The following is a 15,396-nucleotide window of genomic DNA, read 5'->3' on the forward strand; positions in this document are numbered from 1 at the left end:
ACTCAAATTTCGTGTCTAGAGTAAGAAAAAAACCTATCCGAAGATAGGTTTTTTACTACTCTTACAATGAGTTAGGATCAACTTTGATACCAGCACCTTGTGTAGTAGTGATTGAAAGGTTTGTGATGTAAGTACCTTTCGCTGTAGCTGGTTTAGCTTTTTGGATTGCATCGTTAAATGCTTTGAAGTTTTCAACCAATTTTTCAGTTTCGAATGAAACTTTACCGATGATAGCTTGTACGTTACCTGCTTTATCAGCACGGTAAGTGATTTTACCACCTTTAGACTCTTCAACTGCTTTAGCAACGTCCATAGTTACTGTACCAGTTTTAGGGTTTGGCATCAAGTTACGTGGTCCAAGGACACGTCCAAGACGACCAACGATTGCCATCATATCTGGTGTTGCAACAACAACGTCAAAGTCAAGCCATCCACCGTTGATTTTAGCAACGAGTTCGTCTTCACCAACGAAGTCAGCACCTGCTGCTTTAGCTTCTTCAGCTTTAGCACCACGAGCAAATACAAGAACGCGTTGAGTTTTACCAGTACCGTTTGGCAATACCATTGCTCCACGGATTTGTTGGTCAGCTTTCTTAACGTCGATGTTAAGGTTGTATGATACTTCAACAGTAGCATCGAATTTTGCGAAGTTAGTTTCTTGTGCAAGAGCTACAGCTTCTTCTACGCTGTAAGCTTTTGTGCTGTCGATTTTCTCAAGAGCAGCACGCATTTGTTTGCTTTTTTTAGCCATGTTAATTATTTCTCCTTGTGTAATGTGGTCATAACGACTTTCATCTTCCACGTCACTCAGCGAAGTGAGACGACGTCTGTGGTTTTCTTGTTAACTGAATTAGTCAGTAACAGTGAATCCCATTGAACGTGCAGTACCTTCGATCATACGCATAGCTGATTCGATGTTTGCAGCGTTCAAGTCAGGCATTTTAGTTTCAGCAATTTCTTGTACTTGTGCACGAGTTACTGAAGCAACTTTAACTGAGTTTGGAGTACCTGAACCTTTTTCAACACCTGCAGCTTTTTTCAAAAGAACAGCAGCTGGTGGTGTTTTAGTGATGAAATCAAATGATTTATCTTCATACACAGAGATAACAACTGGGATGATCATACCAGCTTGATCAGCTGTACGAGCGTTAAACTCTTTAGTGAATCCCATGATGTTGATTCCGGCTTGACCAAGAGCTGGTCCAACTGGTGGAGCTGGAGTCGCTTTACCAGCAGGAATCTGAAGTTTTACGATGTTTTCGACTTTTTTAGCCATTTTGTAATTTCCTCCTATTGTGGTTTTGGCGGTAAGTAAGTTTTGTTACCTCCCACAAGTATGTTTTTACATACCTTATCTATTATACAGAAATTCTTTTTAGATGCAAGAATTTCTTATTAAGTTTAGGAAAAAATTTACATAAAGGACTTTTCGAGGTAAAATAGACTTATGATTCTATATAAATTCTTTGCTATAGCTTTTTTGATTTTAACACCTATCTTTGCTTTTATCATCCACCGATTCTTTAGTTTAAAATACCTCGGGCTTAATTTTGCTGACCTTACCTTCCCACTTTATTTTATTGAGGTGGTTGCTGTGTCAGCCCGTTTCTTCACCCATAGCTTTCTGCCTTACATCACTATCTTATTATCCTTGGCGGCTATAATTATCACAATTCAGATGCTAAGAAAAACACAATCTTTCAAGTTTAAACGTTTTCTTAAGTTATTCTGGCGTATCAGCTTTTTTATCACCAGTCTTTTCTATTTAGGGACTGTGATTCTCATTTTTATCGTTTCTTAAAAACTAGATTAACTCAGCATTTATATTTTATGCTGAGTTTTTTTATGTCAAACCATGAAAAAAGCAGGCAATCATGCCTGCTAAACTTTTCGGTATTAGGGATGAACTTGAGTCATTCGACCAGTATCTACATCATAAACCGCACCGGAGATGATAACATCCTCAGGGATAAGCGGTGACTGACGAAGAATAGCCATATCTTCACGAACACTCTCTTCTACATCTGTGAATGGAAGAAAATCTTGATCAGAAACATCAACACCAAGTTCCTTATTGAGATAGGCGGTAAACTCGTCGTTCTTAAAGGTCTGAGCACCACAATCTGTATGGTGAAGAACTACGATTTCTCGTGTCCCCATCTGTTGTTGAGAAATGACCAAAGAACGAATCATATCTTCCGTCACACGACCACCCGCATTACGCAAAATATGAGCGTCACCTAGGGCCAACCCCAAGGCCTGGGCAACGTGAAGGCGTGAATCCATACAAGTCACAATAGCCACCTTAGTCTTTGGTTTCAAGGGAAGATGGGCTGTCCCGTGGAGGTCAACATAGGCTTTGTTGGCATTGAGAAAGTTTTCAAAATAAGACATAATAACTCACTTTCTAATGAAGAAAATAATTTGACTATCAAATTATTTAAACACTATCTTATCATCTTTTTATTAACTTGTCAGCTATTGAGTTCGCAATATAAAAAGGAGAATAGATGCTAACAAGCATCCACTCTCCTTCAATTTATACTATGAACGTTTTGGTAAGTATCTATTAAGCAAGCCTGCAAAGGTTTGAAGATTGAGACTTTGAACATAAATTTCACCTGTTCCTCTAAAGGTATTCACAACACCCTCTCCTGTCCCAATAGACTGCCAGAAACCATTTTCCAAGTGAATATTGTAATCAAGTGTCTGACTCCAGGCAACGACATGAGCATTATCAATAGTCACTTCTTGGTTGTTTAGCTCAATTTTTTTAATAGAACCGTAGGCATTCGCCAAGAGTGTTCCTTGACCTTGGGTTGTCATCACAAAGAAACCACCCTGACCACCAAAAATAGCCTTACCAACTGACTGGAGCTCCATTGTATAGTAAGCTGTGCCATCAAGTGCTAGAAAGGCACCGTCATTTAGTCGGTACTGTTTTTCACCTAAATAAAGTGGAATCACTTGACCAGGAGAATCAGGGGCCAAGGCTATATAACCGTTATTGGACTGTGAGACAACCTGAGTAATAAAGCTACTTTCGCCCGAAACCATTGAACGCCCAACGGCTTTTACAAAGCGACCTAGACCTGATCCACTGGCATTCAATTTGGTACTCAGTGTCACATTTGGTGTGTGATATACCATACTGCCACGCTGGATAAAGACTGTTTCACCTTGATTAAGAGATAACTCTACTAAAGGGAATTGCATGTTGCTGTCTGTGAAAAATTGCATAATAAATACCTCCCTATCCTTATGAAAAGTATAGCATTGGAGATATAATTTTGCAAACGTTTTCAAATTGACTTTTTTATCACTTTTTTAAGAAAAGACTTTTTTGAGTACTTCTCCCACTGTCGTAACGCCAACCACCTGGATACCTTCTGGAATTTTCATGCCGTGCAGAGAATTTTTGGGAGCATAAATCTTAGTAAAACCTAGTTTAGCAGCTTCATTAATACGCTGTTCAATGCGAGTTACTCGGCGTATCTCTCCGGTCAAGCCAATTTCTCCTATAAAGGCTTCTTGTGGATTGGTTGGAAGCTCCTTGTAACTAGAAGCAATGGCAACGGCAACAGCAAGGTCAATAGCCGGCTCGTCCAATTTGACACCACCAGCTGATTTTAAATAAGCATCTTGATTTTGGAGAAGAAGACCACAACGTTTCTCTAAAACAGCCATAATGAGGCTGACGCGGTTAAAATCCAGTCCTGTTGTTGTCCGCTTGGCATTACCAAAGACGGTTGGGGTCACCAAGGCTTGAACTTCAGCTAAGATAGGTCTGCTACCTTCCATTGTTACAACAATGGCAGAACCTGTGGCTCCGTCTAGGCGTTCCTCTAAGAAAACTTGGCTAGGATTTAGCACTTCTACCAAACCACCAGACTGCATCTCAAAAATCCCAATCTCATTAGTTGAACCAAAACGGTTTTTGACTGCTCGTAAAATACGGAAGGTATGATGACGTTCACCCTCAAAATAGAGCACAGTATCCACCATGTGTTCCAACATACGTGGTCCAGCCAACTGTCCCTCCTTGGTCACATGCCCAACAATAAATGTAGCAATGTTATTGGTTTTGGCAATCTGCATGAGTTCAGCAGTAACTTCACGAACCTGAGATACAGAGCCTTGAACGCCTGAAATCTCTGGACTCATGATGGTCTGAATAGAGTCGATAATGAGGAAATCGGGTTTTATAGCCTCCACTTGGCTGCGAACGGCTTGCATATTAGTCTCAGCATAAAGATAAAATTCGTTATCAATATCACCTAAACGTTCGCTCCGCAATTTGATTTGCTCGGCAGATTCTTCCCCAGAAACATAGAGGACAGTTCCCTTGTTAGCCAGCTGTGTTGACACTTGTAAGAGAAGAGTCGATTTCCCTATCCCTGGATCTCCTCCAATAAGAACCAGACTACCCGGAACCACACCGCCACCTAAAACACGGTTAAACTCGTCCATGTCAGTCTTTATGCGGGCATAATTAATTGAAGAGACTTCTTTTAATTTAGTAGGTTTAGACTTTTCACCCGTTAAACTAACACGAGCATTTTTTACCTCCTGCACCTCAACTTCTTCCTCAAAAGAGGACCAAGAAGAACAGTTGGGACAACGCCCTAGATATTTGGGTGAATTGTAGCCACATTCTCGACAAACAAAAGTTGATTTTTTCTTAGCTATGATAATTCTCCTTCTACGCTTACTCCAGCAGAGTGCCACTTATGCAATGTTTTTTGAAATTTCTTCTGGTTGGCAACTCCGACAGCGGACAAATCTACGGAAACCTGATAGTTCTCCTTGATAGCCGCCAAAACGGAAGCCTTAACACAGCCATTGCCATCTACCCCTATAAACTCTATGCTTTTAGCACCATTTCCCTCTAAAAAATCTTTTAAATCTGGATTAGTAAAGCAAGAAGCCCGACACTTCTCAAAAATACGAGAAGATACAAGCAGCAAGCCGGTCGCAAATTTCTTCTTTCTATCTTTTCTCTCCCAGAAAAAACGATTGAGAATATAGATAACCCGGTCGCTAGGATAGCTAGCAATTTTGTCATTTACAGCTGCAATCAGTTCTTCATGATATGCTTTTCCTACAGCAACATAATCTGACTGCATATCGATTACTAACAAATAATCTGCCACTTTGCTTCCTCTACTGTCCAGTCGATCCAAAGCCACCTGTACGAACACCATCAGCTTCGTCTCCATCTACAATCAAGAAGGGCATAAAGACACCTTGAACGATGCGTTCGCCAACTTCAAGAGTCACGGGCTGATTAGTAATATTTTTCATCTGGGCGAAGATATGACCTTCATTTCCTGGATTTCCATAGTAATCGCCGTCAATAACGCCAACTGAGTTGATCAAAACCAGGCCTTTTTTGCGAGGGTTTGACGAACGGTCATAGAGATAGAGGACCTCACCAGGTTGCATGTAAGCCTTAACACCTGTTGGGACGAGAACAATTTCCCCAGGAGCAATGACAGTGTTCTCTGCCACCTTTAAGTCATAACCTGCAGCATGAGCTGTCTCACGTTTTGGAAGCAAGTCCTGATTGTTATACGTTGATACAAGTTCAAATCCACGAATTTTTGTCATTATTTTTTCCTTTCGATACATCTATTGACTAGTATTTGTATAAACTAGCCATGCTAGCTTCAGACTTTTAAATCTATCCTATTATAATCTATTCGAAATAAGATGACAAAGGTAATAATCTAATCAGTTTCTCATTAAACGAAGATTGACTTTTAACCAGGAAAACGCTAACATAATACTAGATATAATACTTTTAAGGAGAATTGTCATGAAATTCATCGGACTTGTTGGTACGAATTCAAAACGTTCAACTAATAGACAATTATTGCAATATATTCAGAAACATTTTGCAGATAAGGCAGACATCGAACTTGTTGAAATCAAAGACCTCCCTGTCTTTAACAAACCCGCTAACAAACAATTGCCAGAAAGTGTCCTTGAAATCGTTAAAAAAATCGATGAGGCTGATGGGGTTATTATTGGAACACCTGAGTATGACCACTCAATTCCAGCTGTTCTCATGAATGCTTTAGCTTGGGTCTCATACGGTGTTTTCCCTCTTTTGAATAAGCCTGTTATGATTACAGGAGCATCTTATGGAACTCTAGGAGCTTCTCGTGCACAGCTACAACTTCGTCAAATTTTGAATGCTCCAGAAATCAAAGCTAATGTGCTTCCAGACGAATTCTTGCTTTCACATTCCCTTCAAGCTTTTGATAGCAATGGTGATTTAGTTGACCTCGATGTCATCAAAAAATTAGATGCTATTTTCGATGACTTCCGTCTCTACGTCAAAATTACTGGTAAACTCTCACATGCTACAGAGTTATTACATAAAGAAGCTGAAGACTTCGACTGGGAAAGCCTATAAGACAGGAGAATAGAAACTATGAAATTTGTTGGACTCGTTGGAGCAAATTATGATCAATCATATAACCGTAAACTGCTCGAATTTATCAGAAGACATTTTAAAATTAAATTTGAACTTGAAGTTTTGGAAATTGATGACGTTCCTATGTTTAACCAAGATGAAAAATGGAATGAAAGTTTCCAACTTCGCTTACTTAATAACAAAATTACACGCGCTGACGGTGTCATCATTGCAACACCTGAGCACAACCACACTATCTCTGCAGCACTTAAATCAGTATTAGAGTGGCTATCATTCGAAGTGCACCCTTTTGAAAACAAGCCTGTAATGATTGTTGGTGCTTCTTACTACGATCAAGGGACTTCACGTGCCCAAGTGCATTTGCGTAAAATCCTTGAAGCGCCTGGTGTTAATGCTTATACACTTCCAGGTAATGAATTCTTGCTTGGAAAGGCTAAAGAAGCTTTTGACCTTGAGGGGAACATTACTAACGAAGGTACTATTAACTTCCTTGAACAATGCTTAGATAATTTCATCCAATATGTAGGAGTGGTTTCTAAATTGAAAAAACCAAAACCAATCGAACCTGAAGACTTGGATTGTAACAACCCAATCGCTACAACTGTTACTGAGGTCGACCCTGATGATCCTGAATGGGTAGAAAAAGTAGCTGAAATTACTGGTGCGGTATCTGGCGATACCTACGTAAAATTAGACCACGGTATCTTGACAGTTAATCAAATTGACATGTTCCTCAAGGCTATGCCATTTGAATTGACCTATGCCGATGATAATAACCAGTTCCTATACTACAATAACGCCCATCAAGATCCTGACACTATGTTTGCCAAACGTGTGCCACCTCAATCTGGTAGCCGTATGTCAACTGTTCACGGCTCACTTCCACCAGCTCGTATGAAAAATGTGGAATGGGTTATCGGTACACTCCGTAATGGTAACCAAGAATACGTTCGTACGATTGTCCCAGGGTCACCTGAAGGAGTTATCAATACGCATAACTATCAGGCTATGTACTATGATGATGGTTCTTATGCAGGAATCAATGAAATCGTCTTTAACTTTAAACCATGGCTTGACTGGTATCTCGAAACAACTGGTCAACGCCTTGTCGGAGGAAGCGGTCCTTTTGCACCAGCTGCAGCTAGTCATGGCGGTAGCGACGCCACATCTGGAGCATCAGATGCTGGTGGTCACGGAGATGCATCTTCAGCCGCAGATGCCACATCCGGAGCATCCTCATATTAAGACTTGGAAAAGTTGGGACAAAATGTCCTGACTTTTTTTCATGGTCATCTTAGACTTGTTTTCACTCGAGCTTGCGCATTTGCCCATGCTCCATGCCACACATTTTAGAGGTAAACCTATGTCTCAATTTCAAGAAAAAGTTTTCGCTGCTTGCGCTAAAAAAGAAGCTCTCTTTGACGAAAGTCTGGGGCGCTATGCCTTGCGTTCTATGCTTGCAGGAGCTTATCTTACCATGTCGACTGCTGTAGGAATTATTGGTGCGGATGTTATCGCAACAGGTATTCCAGCCCTTTCTCGTTTTGTCTTTGCCTTTATCTTTGCCATCGGACTGGTCTTCGTTCTCATATTCAATGGAGAGTTGGCTACTTCAAACATGATGTTCCTGACCAGTGGTGCCTATTATGGTAAAATCAAATGGAGCAAGGTGTGTACCATCCTCCTCTACTGTACCTTCTTTAATTTTGTCGGTGCCCTTATCTTGGCCTGGTTCTTCAACCAATCCTTCTCTTTCCAACATTTGACTGACAAGAGTTTCTTAGTTACTGCTGTCTCAACCAAGCTTGGAAAAACAGATTGGATGAACTTTACAGAAGGTATTACAGCTAATATGTTCGTTAATATTGCCATCTTGGGCTACATGCTCCTCAAAGAAGAATCTGCTAAAATTTTCATTGCGCTATCAGCTATCTTTATGTTTGTATTTTTGATTAATGAACACTTGATTGCGAACTTTGCTTCTTTCATGTTGCTCGGTTTCAACGGCGTGCGTGATGCTGTGGATAATTTCACTTTGGCAAATATTCTACGTCAGTGGGTAGTCGTTTTCTTCGGTAACTGGATTGGCGGAGGTATTTTCATCGGTTTGGCATATTCTTGGCTCAATAAAACTAAAACACCTCACATTGATTAGGAGACCACATGCGTCAAAAAACATTCATCAAACAAACCAGCCTAGCTATTCTACTCTATTTTATTTGCCTAGCCCTTGCAGTGGCTATTGATTTAATCTTTTTCAAAGTCAAAAATATGTATCATACCCCTGCTTTAGCGGCTATCTTTGCAGGCTGGGTCTACTTGGGGCTTATCAGAAAGACAAAACAATTTGGAGCAATTACCTGTCTGGGTATCTTTATGTCCCTCTTTTTCTTTGCCTCTGGGCACTTTGTTCTAGCCTTTCTTCCTAGCTTGCTAGCTGGCCTTGTTGCTGACCTTCTAGCTAAGAAAGGGAACTATGAGAATAGTAAACTTAATTTACTTTCCTATATGATCTTTTCTCTAGGGAACTTAGCACCCATTATCACCATGTGGCTTGCACCCAAAGCCTATATCGCACAGCTCCTAGCCAAAGGGAAAACTCAAGATTATGTAAATCAAGTTATGGTTCCCTTTACAGCCAGTCATGTCCTAACTCTGATTGGAGGAACACTCATGGCTGCTCTCATTGGGGGCTACATTGCCCAAAATTGGCTAAAAAAATAAATAGCCAGCAGCCCTCCTAACAGAGAGTACAAGACAAACATGCTTTTCTTATGTTATAATGAGAAAGAATACAGTCTTTTTCTACTTTGTTAGAAAGGACCTAAAGGGAGACCTAATGATGAAAAAACAAAAAATCGCTGTCTTGGGCCCTGGTTCATGGGGAACTGCCCTTGCTCAGGTACTCAACGACAACGGACACGAGGTCCGTATTTGGGGAAACATCCCTGAACAAATTGATGAAATTAACGAGAAACACACCAATACCCGCTACTTCAAGGATGTGGTTTTGGATGAAAACATTAAAGCCTACAAAGAGCTATCTGAAGCCCTAGATAGTGTCGACGCTGTTCTCTTTGTTGTTCCAACCAAGGTCACTCGCTTAGTTGCTAAGCAAGTTGCTGAACTTTTGGACCACGAAGTTGTTGTCATGCATGCTTCAAAAGGTTTAGAACCTGGAACACACGAACGTCTTTCAACAATCCTTGAAGAAGAGATTCCTAAGGAACTTCGTAGTGAGATTGTTGTCGTATCTGGTCCAAGCCACGCTGAAGAAACTATTGTTCGCGATATCACTTTGATTACAGCAGCATCTAAGGATCTTGAAGCGGCACGCTATGTCCAAGGTATTTTCAGCAATAGCTACTTCCGCCTCTACACCAATTCAGATGTGATTGGTGTTGAAACAGCTGGTGCTCTTAAAAACATTATCGCGGTAGGTGCTGGTGCCCTCCACGGTATGGGATATGGGGACAATGCTAAGGCAGCCGTTATTACTCGTGGCCTTGCGGAAATTACTCGTCTTGGTGTGAAACTTGGGGCTGATCCTTTGACTTACAGCGGTCTATCTGGGGTTGGTGACCTTATTGTTACAGGAACCTCTATCCATTCACGTAACTGGCGTGCTGGGGATGCGCTCGGTCGTGGAGAAAAGCTAGAAGACATTGAACGTAACATGGGAATGGTTATCGAAGGTATTTCAACCACAAAGGTTGCCTATGAAATCGCCCAAGAACTCGGCGTCTACATGCCAATAACAACAGCAATCTACAAATCTATCTATGAGGGTGCTGATATCAAGGAATCTATTCTCAATATGATGTCCAATGAATTGCGCTCTGAAAATGAATGGGATAAAAAATAAAAATCTAAGGAGTTCTCATGAAGAATCAAAAAGTTAGAAAAGCTATCATCCCCGCTGCAGGACTCGGAACACGCTTTTTACCAGCTACTAAGGCCTTGGCCAAAGAAATGTTGCCAATCGTTGACAAACCAACCATCCAATTTATCGTTGAAGAAGCCCTCAAATCAGGTATCGAAGATATCTTGGTGGTTACTGGTAAATCAAAACGTTCTATCGAAGACCACTTTGATTCAAACTTCGAGTTAGAATATAACTTGGAACAAAAAGGTAAGACAGACCTGTTGAAATTGGTTAATGACACTACTGCTATTAACCTCCACTTTATCCGCCAAAGCCACCCACGTGGCCTTGGAGATGCTGTTCTTCAAGCTAAAGCATTTGTCGGGAATGAGCCATTTGTTGTTATGCTTGGTGATGACCTTATGGATATCACTAACGATAAAGCTGTACCATTGACTAAACAGCTCATTAACGATTATGAGGAAACACACGCATCAACCATTGCAGTTATGCCTGTACCACACGAAGAAGTTTCTTCTTATGGTGTCATCGCCCCTCAAGGCGAAGGCGAAAATGGACGTTATAGCGTTGAAACTTTCGTTGAAAAACCAAATCCAGAGGATGCACCAAGTGATCTTGCTATCATCGGACGTTACCTTCTAACACCTGAAATTTTCGGTATTTTGGAAACTCAAGAACCAGGTGCTGGAAACGAAGTCCAATTGACTGATGCTATCGATACGCTTAACAAGACACAACGCGTCTTTGCTCGCGAATTTACTGGAGACCGTTATGATGTCGGTGACAAATTCGGATTCATGAAAACGTCTATCGATTATGCGCTTAAACATCCTCAAATTAAAGATGACCTCAAGCAATACCTCATTGACTTGGGTCACAAACTTGAAGGCAAACCAGCTAAAAAAGACTAATATAAAATCCATCGAACATGACATTCGATGGATTTTTCATATGACTTAAAAATAAGTGAATCCTAGAAGAATCAGCAATAGTAAAATGTAGGTTAAAAGAGCTGTAAAACGCCAACCTTTACTAAATAAGCGACTTTCAACCTTGTTAGCCAAAAAGATAGCTGCAAGAGCACCTCCAACTAAACCACCAAGATGGCCTGTAATCCCAACACTAGGTGTAAACAGGTTGAAGATTAAGTTTATGACAATCAAAGCCAAGTAATTGCGACCTAACTGATTAAGCAAAGGACTATGACTATAGTAGCCAAGAATCACAACAGCCGCAAAAAGTCCAAACAAGGATGTCGAAGCACCAGCTGCAATAACATTAGGCGTAAAAAGTAAGGTAAAGGCATTTCCCATAACACCAGCTAACAAATAGAGCCCTAGAAAACGTAGAGTCCCAAAAATATGCTCAGCCATTTTCCCCATAAAGTAAAGGGCAAGCATATTAAATAGAAAATGCTCAACACCTATATGCACAAAAATCGGTGTTACAAGACGCCAGAGGTTCAGTGGGCTGTACTGAACAAAAGCACCGTACATAGCCCCCATCTTAAAGAGGCTCAAAGGTGAGGTCGCTTGAAAGCCGTTTAAAAGATATTGACAGATAAAAGTCAACGTCGTAAGCCCCAACAATAGATAGGTTGCTGGGTATTTCTTCCACTCATTTATTTGCATGTGACGACCTCCTTAACAGGAATATCATAGCTGTCTGGTTGAAAATCATGTTTCTGGCAAGGATAAACCGTACTAACGGTCTCCCCTTCAAAGTCAGACAAAAAGCGGTCATAGTAACCTGCTCCGTAACCAATACGATAGCCTTCATCATTGAAAACTACTCCTGGCACATGAATCAAATCAATCTCTGATTTATCCACAGCCAAATCAGACGCAGGTTCCATCAAGCCAAAAGAGGTTGCAACAAGATTATCTGGATCATAATCCACAAAAATCATTCGACCTTGTTTATATGTTTTAGGAATCAACAGTCGTTTACCATCCTTTAAAGCCTGATTGATTAAAAGACTGGTATCATATTCATGAGGAAAAGACAAATAAGTCGCAATCACCTGGGCATCTTTATAAGCAGGTAAGGCAATCAATTGCTCCAAAAGATATTGATCTATCTTAGCCTTAGTCTCAGGATCTTGTGAAGTTAACTGAGCCAAGACTGTTTTTCTAAGTTCATTTTTCATAGGTTTATCATATCAAAAAAGCTACCAAAAGTCAGACTTGGTAGATTTTTTAGCTGTATCAACTATGGTTAGGCTTCTGCCTTGTGTTTAAGGAATTTTCCAATTTCAGTCACTGCAAAAGCGAGGGCATCTTCATTTGGACTCATCTTAGGATGGTGAAGTGCATATGGCGTGTCAATTCCCAACCAGAACATGACACCTGGAACCTTACTAAGCAAATAACCAAAATCCTCTCCAGTCATAGCTGGTGGACAATCAATCAAGTTGACCTCTGGGCTAGCATCAAAGAAGCTCATTAACTCTTTAGCCAAGGCTGGATTATTTTCCACAGGAAGATAACCACCTTGTTTCAACATGATATCCACTTCCATACCAAAGCTAGCTGCCACGCCTTCTGCAATCTGACGCACGCGCTTCTGGATAAGGAGACTCATTTCCTGAGTAAGGGTACGAATAGTTCCATAAACCTCTGCAGTTTCAGCGATAACATTATTAGTAGTTCCTGCATGGAACGAACCAAAGGTAACTACCCCACCCTGGATAGGGTCAACATTACGACTAACAATCGTTTGCACCTGAGTAATAAAGTAAGAAGCTGCTACAAGGGCATCATTGGCCTCATGTGGAAAGGCTGCATGTCCACCTTTCCCCTTGAAAGTAACGAGGACTTCACAAGTCCCAGCAAAAAGGGTGCTTGTGTTAGTCGCAATATCACCTACCTTGAAATCTGGACGGACGTGAAGGCCATAGAACTCATCTGGCAACCAATCTCCAAAGGCACCATCCTCATACATAAGCATACCACCAGCTTCATTTTCTTCAGCCGGCTGGAAGAGGAAGAGCATGTTATTTTTAGGCTGTACTTGAAGCATCTGATCCAAGAGACCAAGCGCTGTGGTCATGTGCATATCGTGTCCACAAGCATGCATACGACCTTCATGAGTAGACTTGAAGTCAAGACCTGTTTCCTCTACGATTGGAAGACCATCAATATCTGTACGCCAACCAATAGTCTTTTCAGGAGCATGCCCGTGAAGATAGACAAGAATCCCTGTACGCCAAGTACGTTTCTCCACAAAATCCTTACCTTCAGTCATTTCAGCAATACGCTCTAAGAGATAAGCCTGAGTTTTAAATTCTTCCAAACCAATTTCAGGAATTTGGTGAAGGTCTCGTCTGATTTTAATTAAATCAAGTGTCATGTTTTTATCCTTTTTATTTGTCTTATTTTATAGAGAATCTAGAAATAGAGGCCTTACAGGCCTCTACTATCAATATGTTACAAGTTACGCAAAGCATCTTCGAGTGCTGTTTTTTGTTGTGTTTTCTCATCAATTTCCTTGATGATACGAGCTGGAACACCAGCCACAACCACATTTTCAGGAACATCTTGAGTAACGATAGCTCCAGCAGCAACGACTGAACCGTTACCAACTTGAACACCTTCAATAACAACAGCATTGGCACCAACAAGAACGTTGTCACCGATACGAACTGGGTCTGCTGAAGCTGGTTCAATCACTCCAGCAAGGACTGCACCCGCACCGATGTGGCTGTTTTTACCAACAGTAGCACGACCACCAAGGATAGCACCCATATCAATCATAGTACCAGCACCAATTTCAGCACCGATATTGATTACAGCACCCATCATAACGACAGCATTGTCTTCGATAGTTACTTGGTCACGGATAATGGCACCTGGTTCGATACGTGCATTAAGGTGACGTTTATCAAGCAAGGGAACAGCTGAGTTACGACCATCTTGTTCCACAACATAGTCCTTGTTTTCAGTCAAGTTAGCAAGAAGTGGTTCAATATCTTTCCAGTCTCCGAAAAGAACGTTACCAAGTTTAGTGACAGAAGCTGGAACAGCAGTTGCCAATTCCCCTTCAAAAGTTACTTTAACATTCGTTTTCTTTTCAGCATTACCGATAAAAGCGATAATTTCTTGTGCAGACATTTTTTGTGCAGTCATGAGATTCTCCATTCACATAAAGTTAGGAATTATTATACCAAAAATTCTGATAATTGTCTTTGCTTTTGCCAAATACAGTGTATTTTTATGTAAAATTGGTCTTTAGAGCCTCTATATCAGTAATCACTCGGTCTGGCTTGATTGGGGAATTCTCCAGTTCTCGACGGGAATAAGGGAAGGTATTGAGCAAGATACCATCGATCCCAACTGCTTCAGCCACAGCAATATCAGTCGTCAAGTCATTTCCAACCATGACAGTCTCAGACGGGTTTAACCCATAATCATCCAAAACTTGCTTTAAAAATTCAGGTTGAGGCTTACAGATACCGGCATCCGAAGACAAGTAAATAGCATCAAAATAAGATCTTAACGCCATTAGGTCAATCTCAGCGTTAGTAAAGGCTGCTTGAGCATTAGACAAGAGATAAATCCGACAGCCCTGTTCTTTTAGAAAGGCTAGCACCTCCTTGGTATGGGGATAAGCCGTCACATGTTTGCGAGATAAGACGCGAAAGACCATTGCTATCAATTGTCCCCAATCTTCCGGCTGATTAGAATTACTAGACTGAGGCCGAGCATCTACATAAAGCTGGTTAAAAATGTGGGCTAAATCAATTTCTGGATAAGCAACTCCTTTGAGCTCTATTAACTCCTTACGGGCCTGATCCACGTGCTTAGCATAAGCCTTTTTAAGAGCATCACCCTCATAAGCCGCTCCATAAGCCTGATATAGTTGGCCTAGTTTATCCCATAACACAGGATCCTTCTCATCGGTTAGGATATCAACCAAGGTACCATAAAAATCAAAAATGTAGTTCTTATAGGCTCTGTTTTTCATCGCTTTTTACCCATTACTGAAACTTTCCTACTTATTGCTCTCATCATACACCTTTTAGGAAGACCAAACAAGCTAACTGAGACATTTTCCCATCAAAAAAATC

Annotated in this window: 19 protein-coding genes; 7 read left to right on the plus strand and 12 right to left on the minus strand. The window is 40.9% G+C overall.

Translation table 11 applies throughout. The annotated features are described in order from the left end of the window. Positions 1–61: 61 nt before the first annotated feature. Complete coding sequence (gene rplA, locus NSQ79_RS09340) at positions 62–751, minus strand: 50S ribosomal protein L1 (protein ID WP_002885800.1); 690 nt, start codon at positions 749–751, stop codon at positions 62–64. A 99-nt stretch (positions 752–850) separates the two neighbouring features. Continuing rightward, on the minus strand, positions 851–1,276 hold the full coding sequence (gene rplK, locus NSQ79_RS09345; RefSeq protein ID WP_002885648.1) for a 50S ribosomal protein L11: 426 nt from the start codon (positions 1,274–1,276) through the stop codon (positions 851–853). A 171-nt stretch (positions 1,277–1,447) separates the two neighbouring features. On the opposite strand from rplK, the gene NSQ79_RS09350 reads away from it, so the two are divergent. Beyond that, positions 1,448–1,801 (plus strand): DUF3397 domain-containing protein, encoded by a 354-nt coding sequence (locus NSQ79_RS09350; RefSeq protein ID WP_002885872.1) that lies wholly within the window; start codon positions 1,448–1,450, stop codon positions 1,799–1,801. Positions 1,802–1,896: 95 nt separating this feature from the next. Here NSQ79_RS09350 and NSQ79_RS09355 read toward each other — a convergent pair whose 3' ends face one another. The 5 genes from NSQ79_RS09355 to NSQ79_RS09375 all read right to left on the minus strand — a co-directional run bounded on the left by NSQ79_RS09355 (position 1,897) and on the right by NSQ79_RS09375 (position 5,610). Beyond that, positions 1,897–2,394 (minus strand): carbonic anhydrase, encoded by a 498-nt coding sequence (locus NSQ79_RS09355; protein WP_002885818.1) that lies wholly within the window; start codon positions 2,392–2,394, stop codon positions 1,897–1,899. 150 nt (positions 2,395–2,544) lie between these two features. Further along, positions 2,545–3,240, minus strand: a complete 696-nt coding sequence (locus tag NSQ79_RS09360) for a TIGR00266 family protein (RefSeq protein WP_002885783.1) — start codon at positions 3,238–3,240, stop codon at positions 2,545–2,547. 87 nt (positions 3,241–3,327) lie between these two features. After that, entirely contained in the window at positions 3,328–4,689 is a 1,362-nt protein-coding gene (gene radA / locus NSQ79_RS09365) for a DNA repair protein RadA (RefSeq protein ID WP_072903619.1), read from the minus strand. Beyond that, the gene (locus NSQ79_RS09370) at positions 4,686–5,153 is read right to left on the minus strand and encodes an isochorismatase family protein (protein ID WP_164332142.1); all 468 of its coding nucleotides are present in this window, start codon (positions 5,151–5,153) and stop codon (positions 4,686–4,688) included. The genes radA and NSQ79_RS09370 overlap by 4 nt, the downstream gene beginning before the upstream one ends. Positions 5,154–5,163: 10 nt before the next feature. After that, positions 5,164–5,610, minus strand: a complete 447-nt coding sequence (locus NSQ79_RS09375; protein ID WP_164332141.1) for a dUTP diphosphatase — start codon at positions 5,608–5,610, stop codon at positions 5,164–5,166. Positions 5,611–5,818: 208 nt separating this feature from the next. On the opposite strand from NSQ79_RS09375, the gene NSQ79_RS09380 reads away from it, so the two are divergent. The 6 genes from NSQ79_RS09380 to galU all read left to right on the plus strand — a co-directional run bounded on the left by NSQ79_RS09380 (position 5,819) and on the right by galU (position 11,239). Then, complete coding sequence (locus NSQ79_RS09380; RefSeq protein WP_002886986.1) at positions 5,819–6,421, plus strand: NADPH-dependent FMN reductase; 603 nt, start codon at positions 5,819–5,821, stop codon at positions 6,419–6,421. An 18-nt stretch (positions 6,422–6,439) separates the two neighbouring features. After that, positions 6,440–7,687 carry an NAD(P)H-dependent oxidoreductase gene (locus tag NSQ79_RS09385; protein ID WP_164332140.1) on the plus strand — a complete coding sequence of 416 codons (1,248 nt, stop codon included), beginning with the start codon at positions 6,440–6,442 and terminating at the stop codon, positions 7,685–7,687. A 118-nt stretch (positions 7,688–7,805) separates the two neighbouring features. Beyond that, positions 7,806–8,597 carry a formate/nitrite transporter family protein gene (locus tag NSQ79_RS09390; protein ID WP_002885797.1) on the plus strand — a complete coding sequence of 264 codons (792 nt, stop codon included), beginning with the start codon at positions 7,806–7,808 and terminating at the stop codon, positions 8,595–8,597. Between the two features lie 8 nt (positions 8,598–8,605). Continuing rightward, positions 8,606–9,166 carry an MptD family putative ECF transporter S component gene (locus NSQ79_RS09395; RefSeq protein ID WP_037611116.1) on the plus strand — a complete coding sequence of 187 codons (561 nt, stop codon included), beginning with the start codon at positions 8,606–8,608 and terminating at the stop codon, positions 9,164–9,166. Between the two features lie 118 nt (positions 9,167–9,284). Beyond that, positions 9,285–10,307, plus strand: a complete 1,023-nt coding sequence (locus tag NSQ79_RS09400; RefSeq protein WP_022496721.1) for an NAD(P)H-dependent glycerol-3-phosphate dehydrogenase — start codon at positions 9,285–9,287, stop codon at positions 10,305–10,307. A 17-nt stretch (positions 10,308–10,324) separates the two neighbouring features. Then, the gene (gene galU / locus NSQ79_RS09405; RefSeq protein ID WP_002886993.1) at positions 10,325–11,239 is read left to right on the plus strand and encodes a UTP--glucose-1-phosphate uridylyltransferase GalU; all 915 of its coding nucleotides are present in this window, start codon (positions 10,325–10,327) and stop codon (positions 11,237–11,239) included. Between the two features lie 45 nt (positions 11,240–11,284). Here galU and NSQ79_RS09410 read toward each other — a convergent pair whose 3' ends face one another. The 5 genes from NSQ79_RS09410 to NSQ79_RS09430 all read right to left on the minus strand — a co-directional run bounded on the left by NSQ79_RS09410 (position 11,285) and on the right by NSQ79_RS09430 (position 15,293). Further along, on the minus strand, positions 11,285–11,959 hold the full coding sequence (locus tag NSQ79_RS09410; RefSeq protein ID WP_014632558.1) for a rhomboid family intramembrane serine protease: 675 nt from the start codon (positions 11,957–11,959) through the stop codon (positions 11,285–11,287). Then, the gene (locus NSQ79_RS09415) at positions 11,950–12,477 is read right to left on the minus strand and encodes a 5-formyltetrahydrofolate cyclo-ligase (RefSeq protein ID WP_002886996.1); all 528 of its coding nucleotides are present in this window, start codon (positions 12,475–12,477) and stop codon (positions 11,950–11,952) included. The genes NSQ79_RS09410 and NSQ79_RS09415 overlap by 10 nt, the downstream gene beginning before the upstream one ends. A gap of 68 nt (positions 12,478–12,545) precedes the next feature. Further along, a complete protein-coding gene (locus tag NSQ79_RS09420) occupies positions 12,546–13,679 on the minus strand; it encodes an N-acetyldiaminopimelate deacetylase (RefSeq protein ID WP_002886997.1) in 1,134 nt (377 codons plus the stop codon). A gap of 77 nt (positions 13,680–13,756) precedes the next feature. Next, positions 13,757–14,455 carry a 2,3,4,5-tetrahydropyridine-2,6-dicarboxylate N-acetyltransferase gene (dapD, locus tag NSQ79_RS09425; protein ID WP_002886999.1) on the minus strand — a complete coding sequence of 233 codons (699 nt, stop codon included), beginning with the start codon at positions 14,453–14,455 and terminating at the stop codon, positions 13,757–13,759. Between the two features lie 85 nt (positions 14,456–14,540). Then, on the minus strand, positions 14,541–15,293 hold the full coding sequence (locus tag NSQ79_RS09430) for an HAD family hydrolase (RefSeq protein ID WP_002887000.1): 753 nt from the start codon (positions 15,291–15,293) through the stop codon (positions 14,541–14,543). Positions 15,294–15,396 lie beyond the last annotated feature (103 nt).

It is taken from the genome of Streptococcus sp. FSL W7-1342 (assembly GCF_037966635.1).
GTDB lineage: Bacteria > Bacillota > Bacilli > Lactobacillales > Streptococcaceae > Streptococcus > Streptococcus salivarius_D.

Excerpts from the sequence above, each read along its gene's own strand:
- NSQ79_RS09430 (WP_002887000.1), bottom strand. The coding sequence starts at position 15,293 with ATGAAAAACAGAGCCTATAAGAACTACATTTTTGATTTTTATGGTACC.
- NSQ79_RS09390 (WP_002885797.1), top strand. The coding sequence starts at position 7,806 with ATGTCTCAATTTCAAGAAAAAGTTTTCGCTGCTTGCGCTAAAAAAGAA.
- NSQ79_RS09385 (WP_164332140.1), top strand. The coding sequence starts at position 6,440 with ATGAAATTTGTTGGACTCGTTGGAGCAAATTATGATCAATCATATAAC.
- NSQ79_RS09420 (WP_002886997.1), bottom strand. The coding sequence starts at position 13,679 with ATGACACTTGATTTAATTAAAATCAGACGAGACCTTCACCAAATTCCT.
- NSQ79_RS09355 (WP_002885818.1), bottom strand. The coding sequence starts at position 2,394 with ATGTCTTATTTTGAAAACTTTCTCAATGCCAACAAAGCCTATGTTGAC.
- NSQ79_RS09380 (WP_002886986.1), top strand. The coding sequence starts at position 5,819 with ATGAAATTCATCGGACTTGTTGGTACGAATTCAAAACGTTCAACTAAT.
- rplA (WP_002885800.1), bottom strand. The coding sequence starts at position 751 with ATGGCTAAAAAAAGCAAACAAATGCGTGCTGCTCTTGAGAAAATCGAC.
- NSQ79_RS09415 (WP_002886996.1), bottom strand. The coding sequence starts at position 12,477 with ATGAAAAATGAACTTAGAAAAACAGTCTTGGCTCAGTTAACTTCACAA.
- NSQ79_RS09350 (WP_002885872.1), top strand. The coding sequence starts at position 1,448 with ATGATTCTATATAAATTCTTTGCTATAGCTTTTTTGATTTTAACACCT.
- NSQ79_RS09360 (WP_002885783.1), bottom strand. The coding sequence starts at position 3,240 with ATGCAATTTTTCACAGACAGCAACATGCAATTCCCTTTAGTAGAGTTA.
- NSQ79_RS09400 (WP_022496721.1), top strand. The coding sequence starts at position 9,285 with ATGAAAAAACAAAAAATCGCTGTCTTGGGCCCTGGTTCATGGGGAACT.
- NSQ79_RS09375 (WP_164332141.1), bottom strand. The coding sequence starts at position 5,610 with ATGACAAAAATTCGTGGATTTGAACTTGTATCAACGTATAACAATCAG.
- galU (WP_002886993.1), top strand. The coding sequence starts at position 10,325 with ATGAAGAATCAAAAAGTTAGAAAAGCTATCATCCCCGCTGCAGGACTC.
- dapD (WP_002886999.1), bottom strand. The coding sequence starts at position 14,455 with ATGACTGCACAAAAAATGTCTGCACAAGAAATTATCGCTTTTATCGGT.
- NSQ79_RS09410 (WP_014632558.1), bottom strand. The coding sequence starts at position 11,959 with ATGCAAATAAATGAGTGGAAGAAATACCCAGCAACCTATCTATTGTTG.
- NSQ79_RS09395 (WP_037611116.1), top strand. The coding sequence starts at position 8,606 with ATGCGTCAAAAAACATTCATCAAACAAACCAGCCTAGCTATTCTACTC.
- rplK (WP_002885648.1), bottom strand. The coding sequence starts at position 1,276 with ATGGCTAAAAAAGTCGAAAACATCGTAAAACTTCAGATTCCTGCTGGT.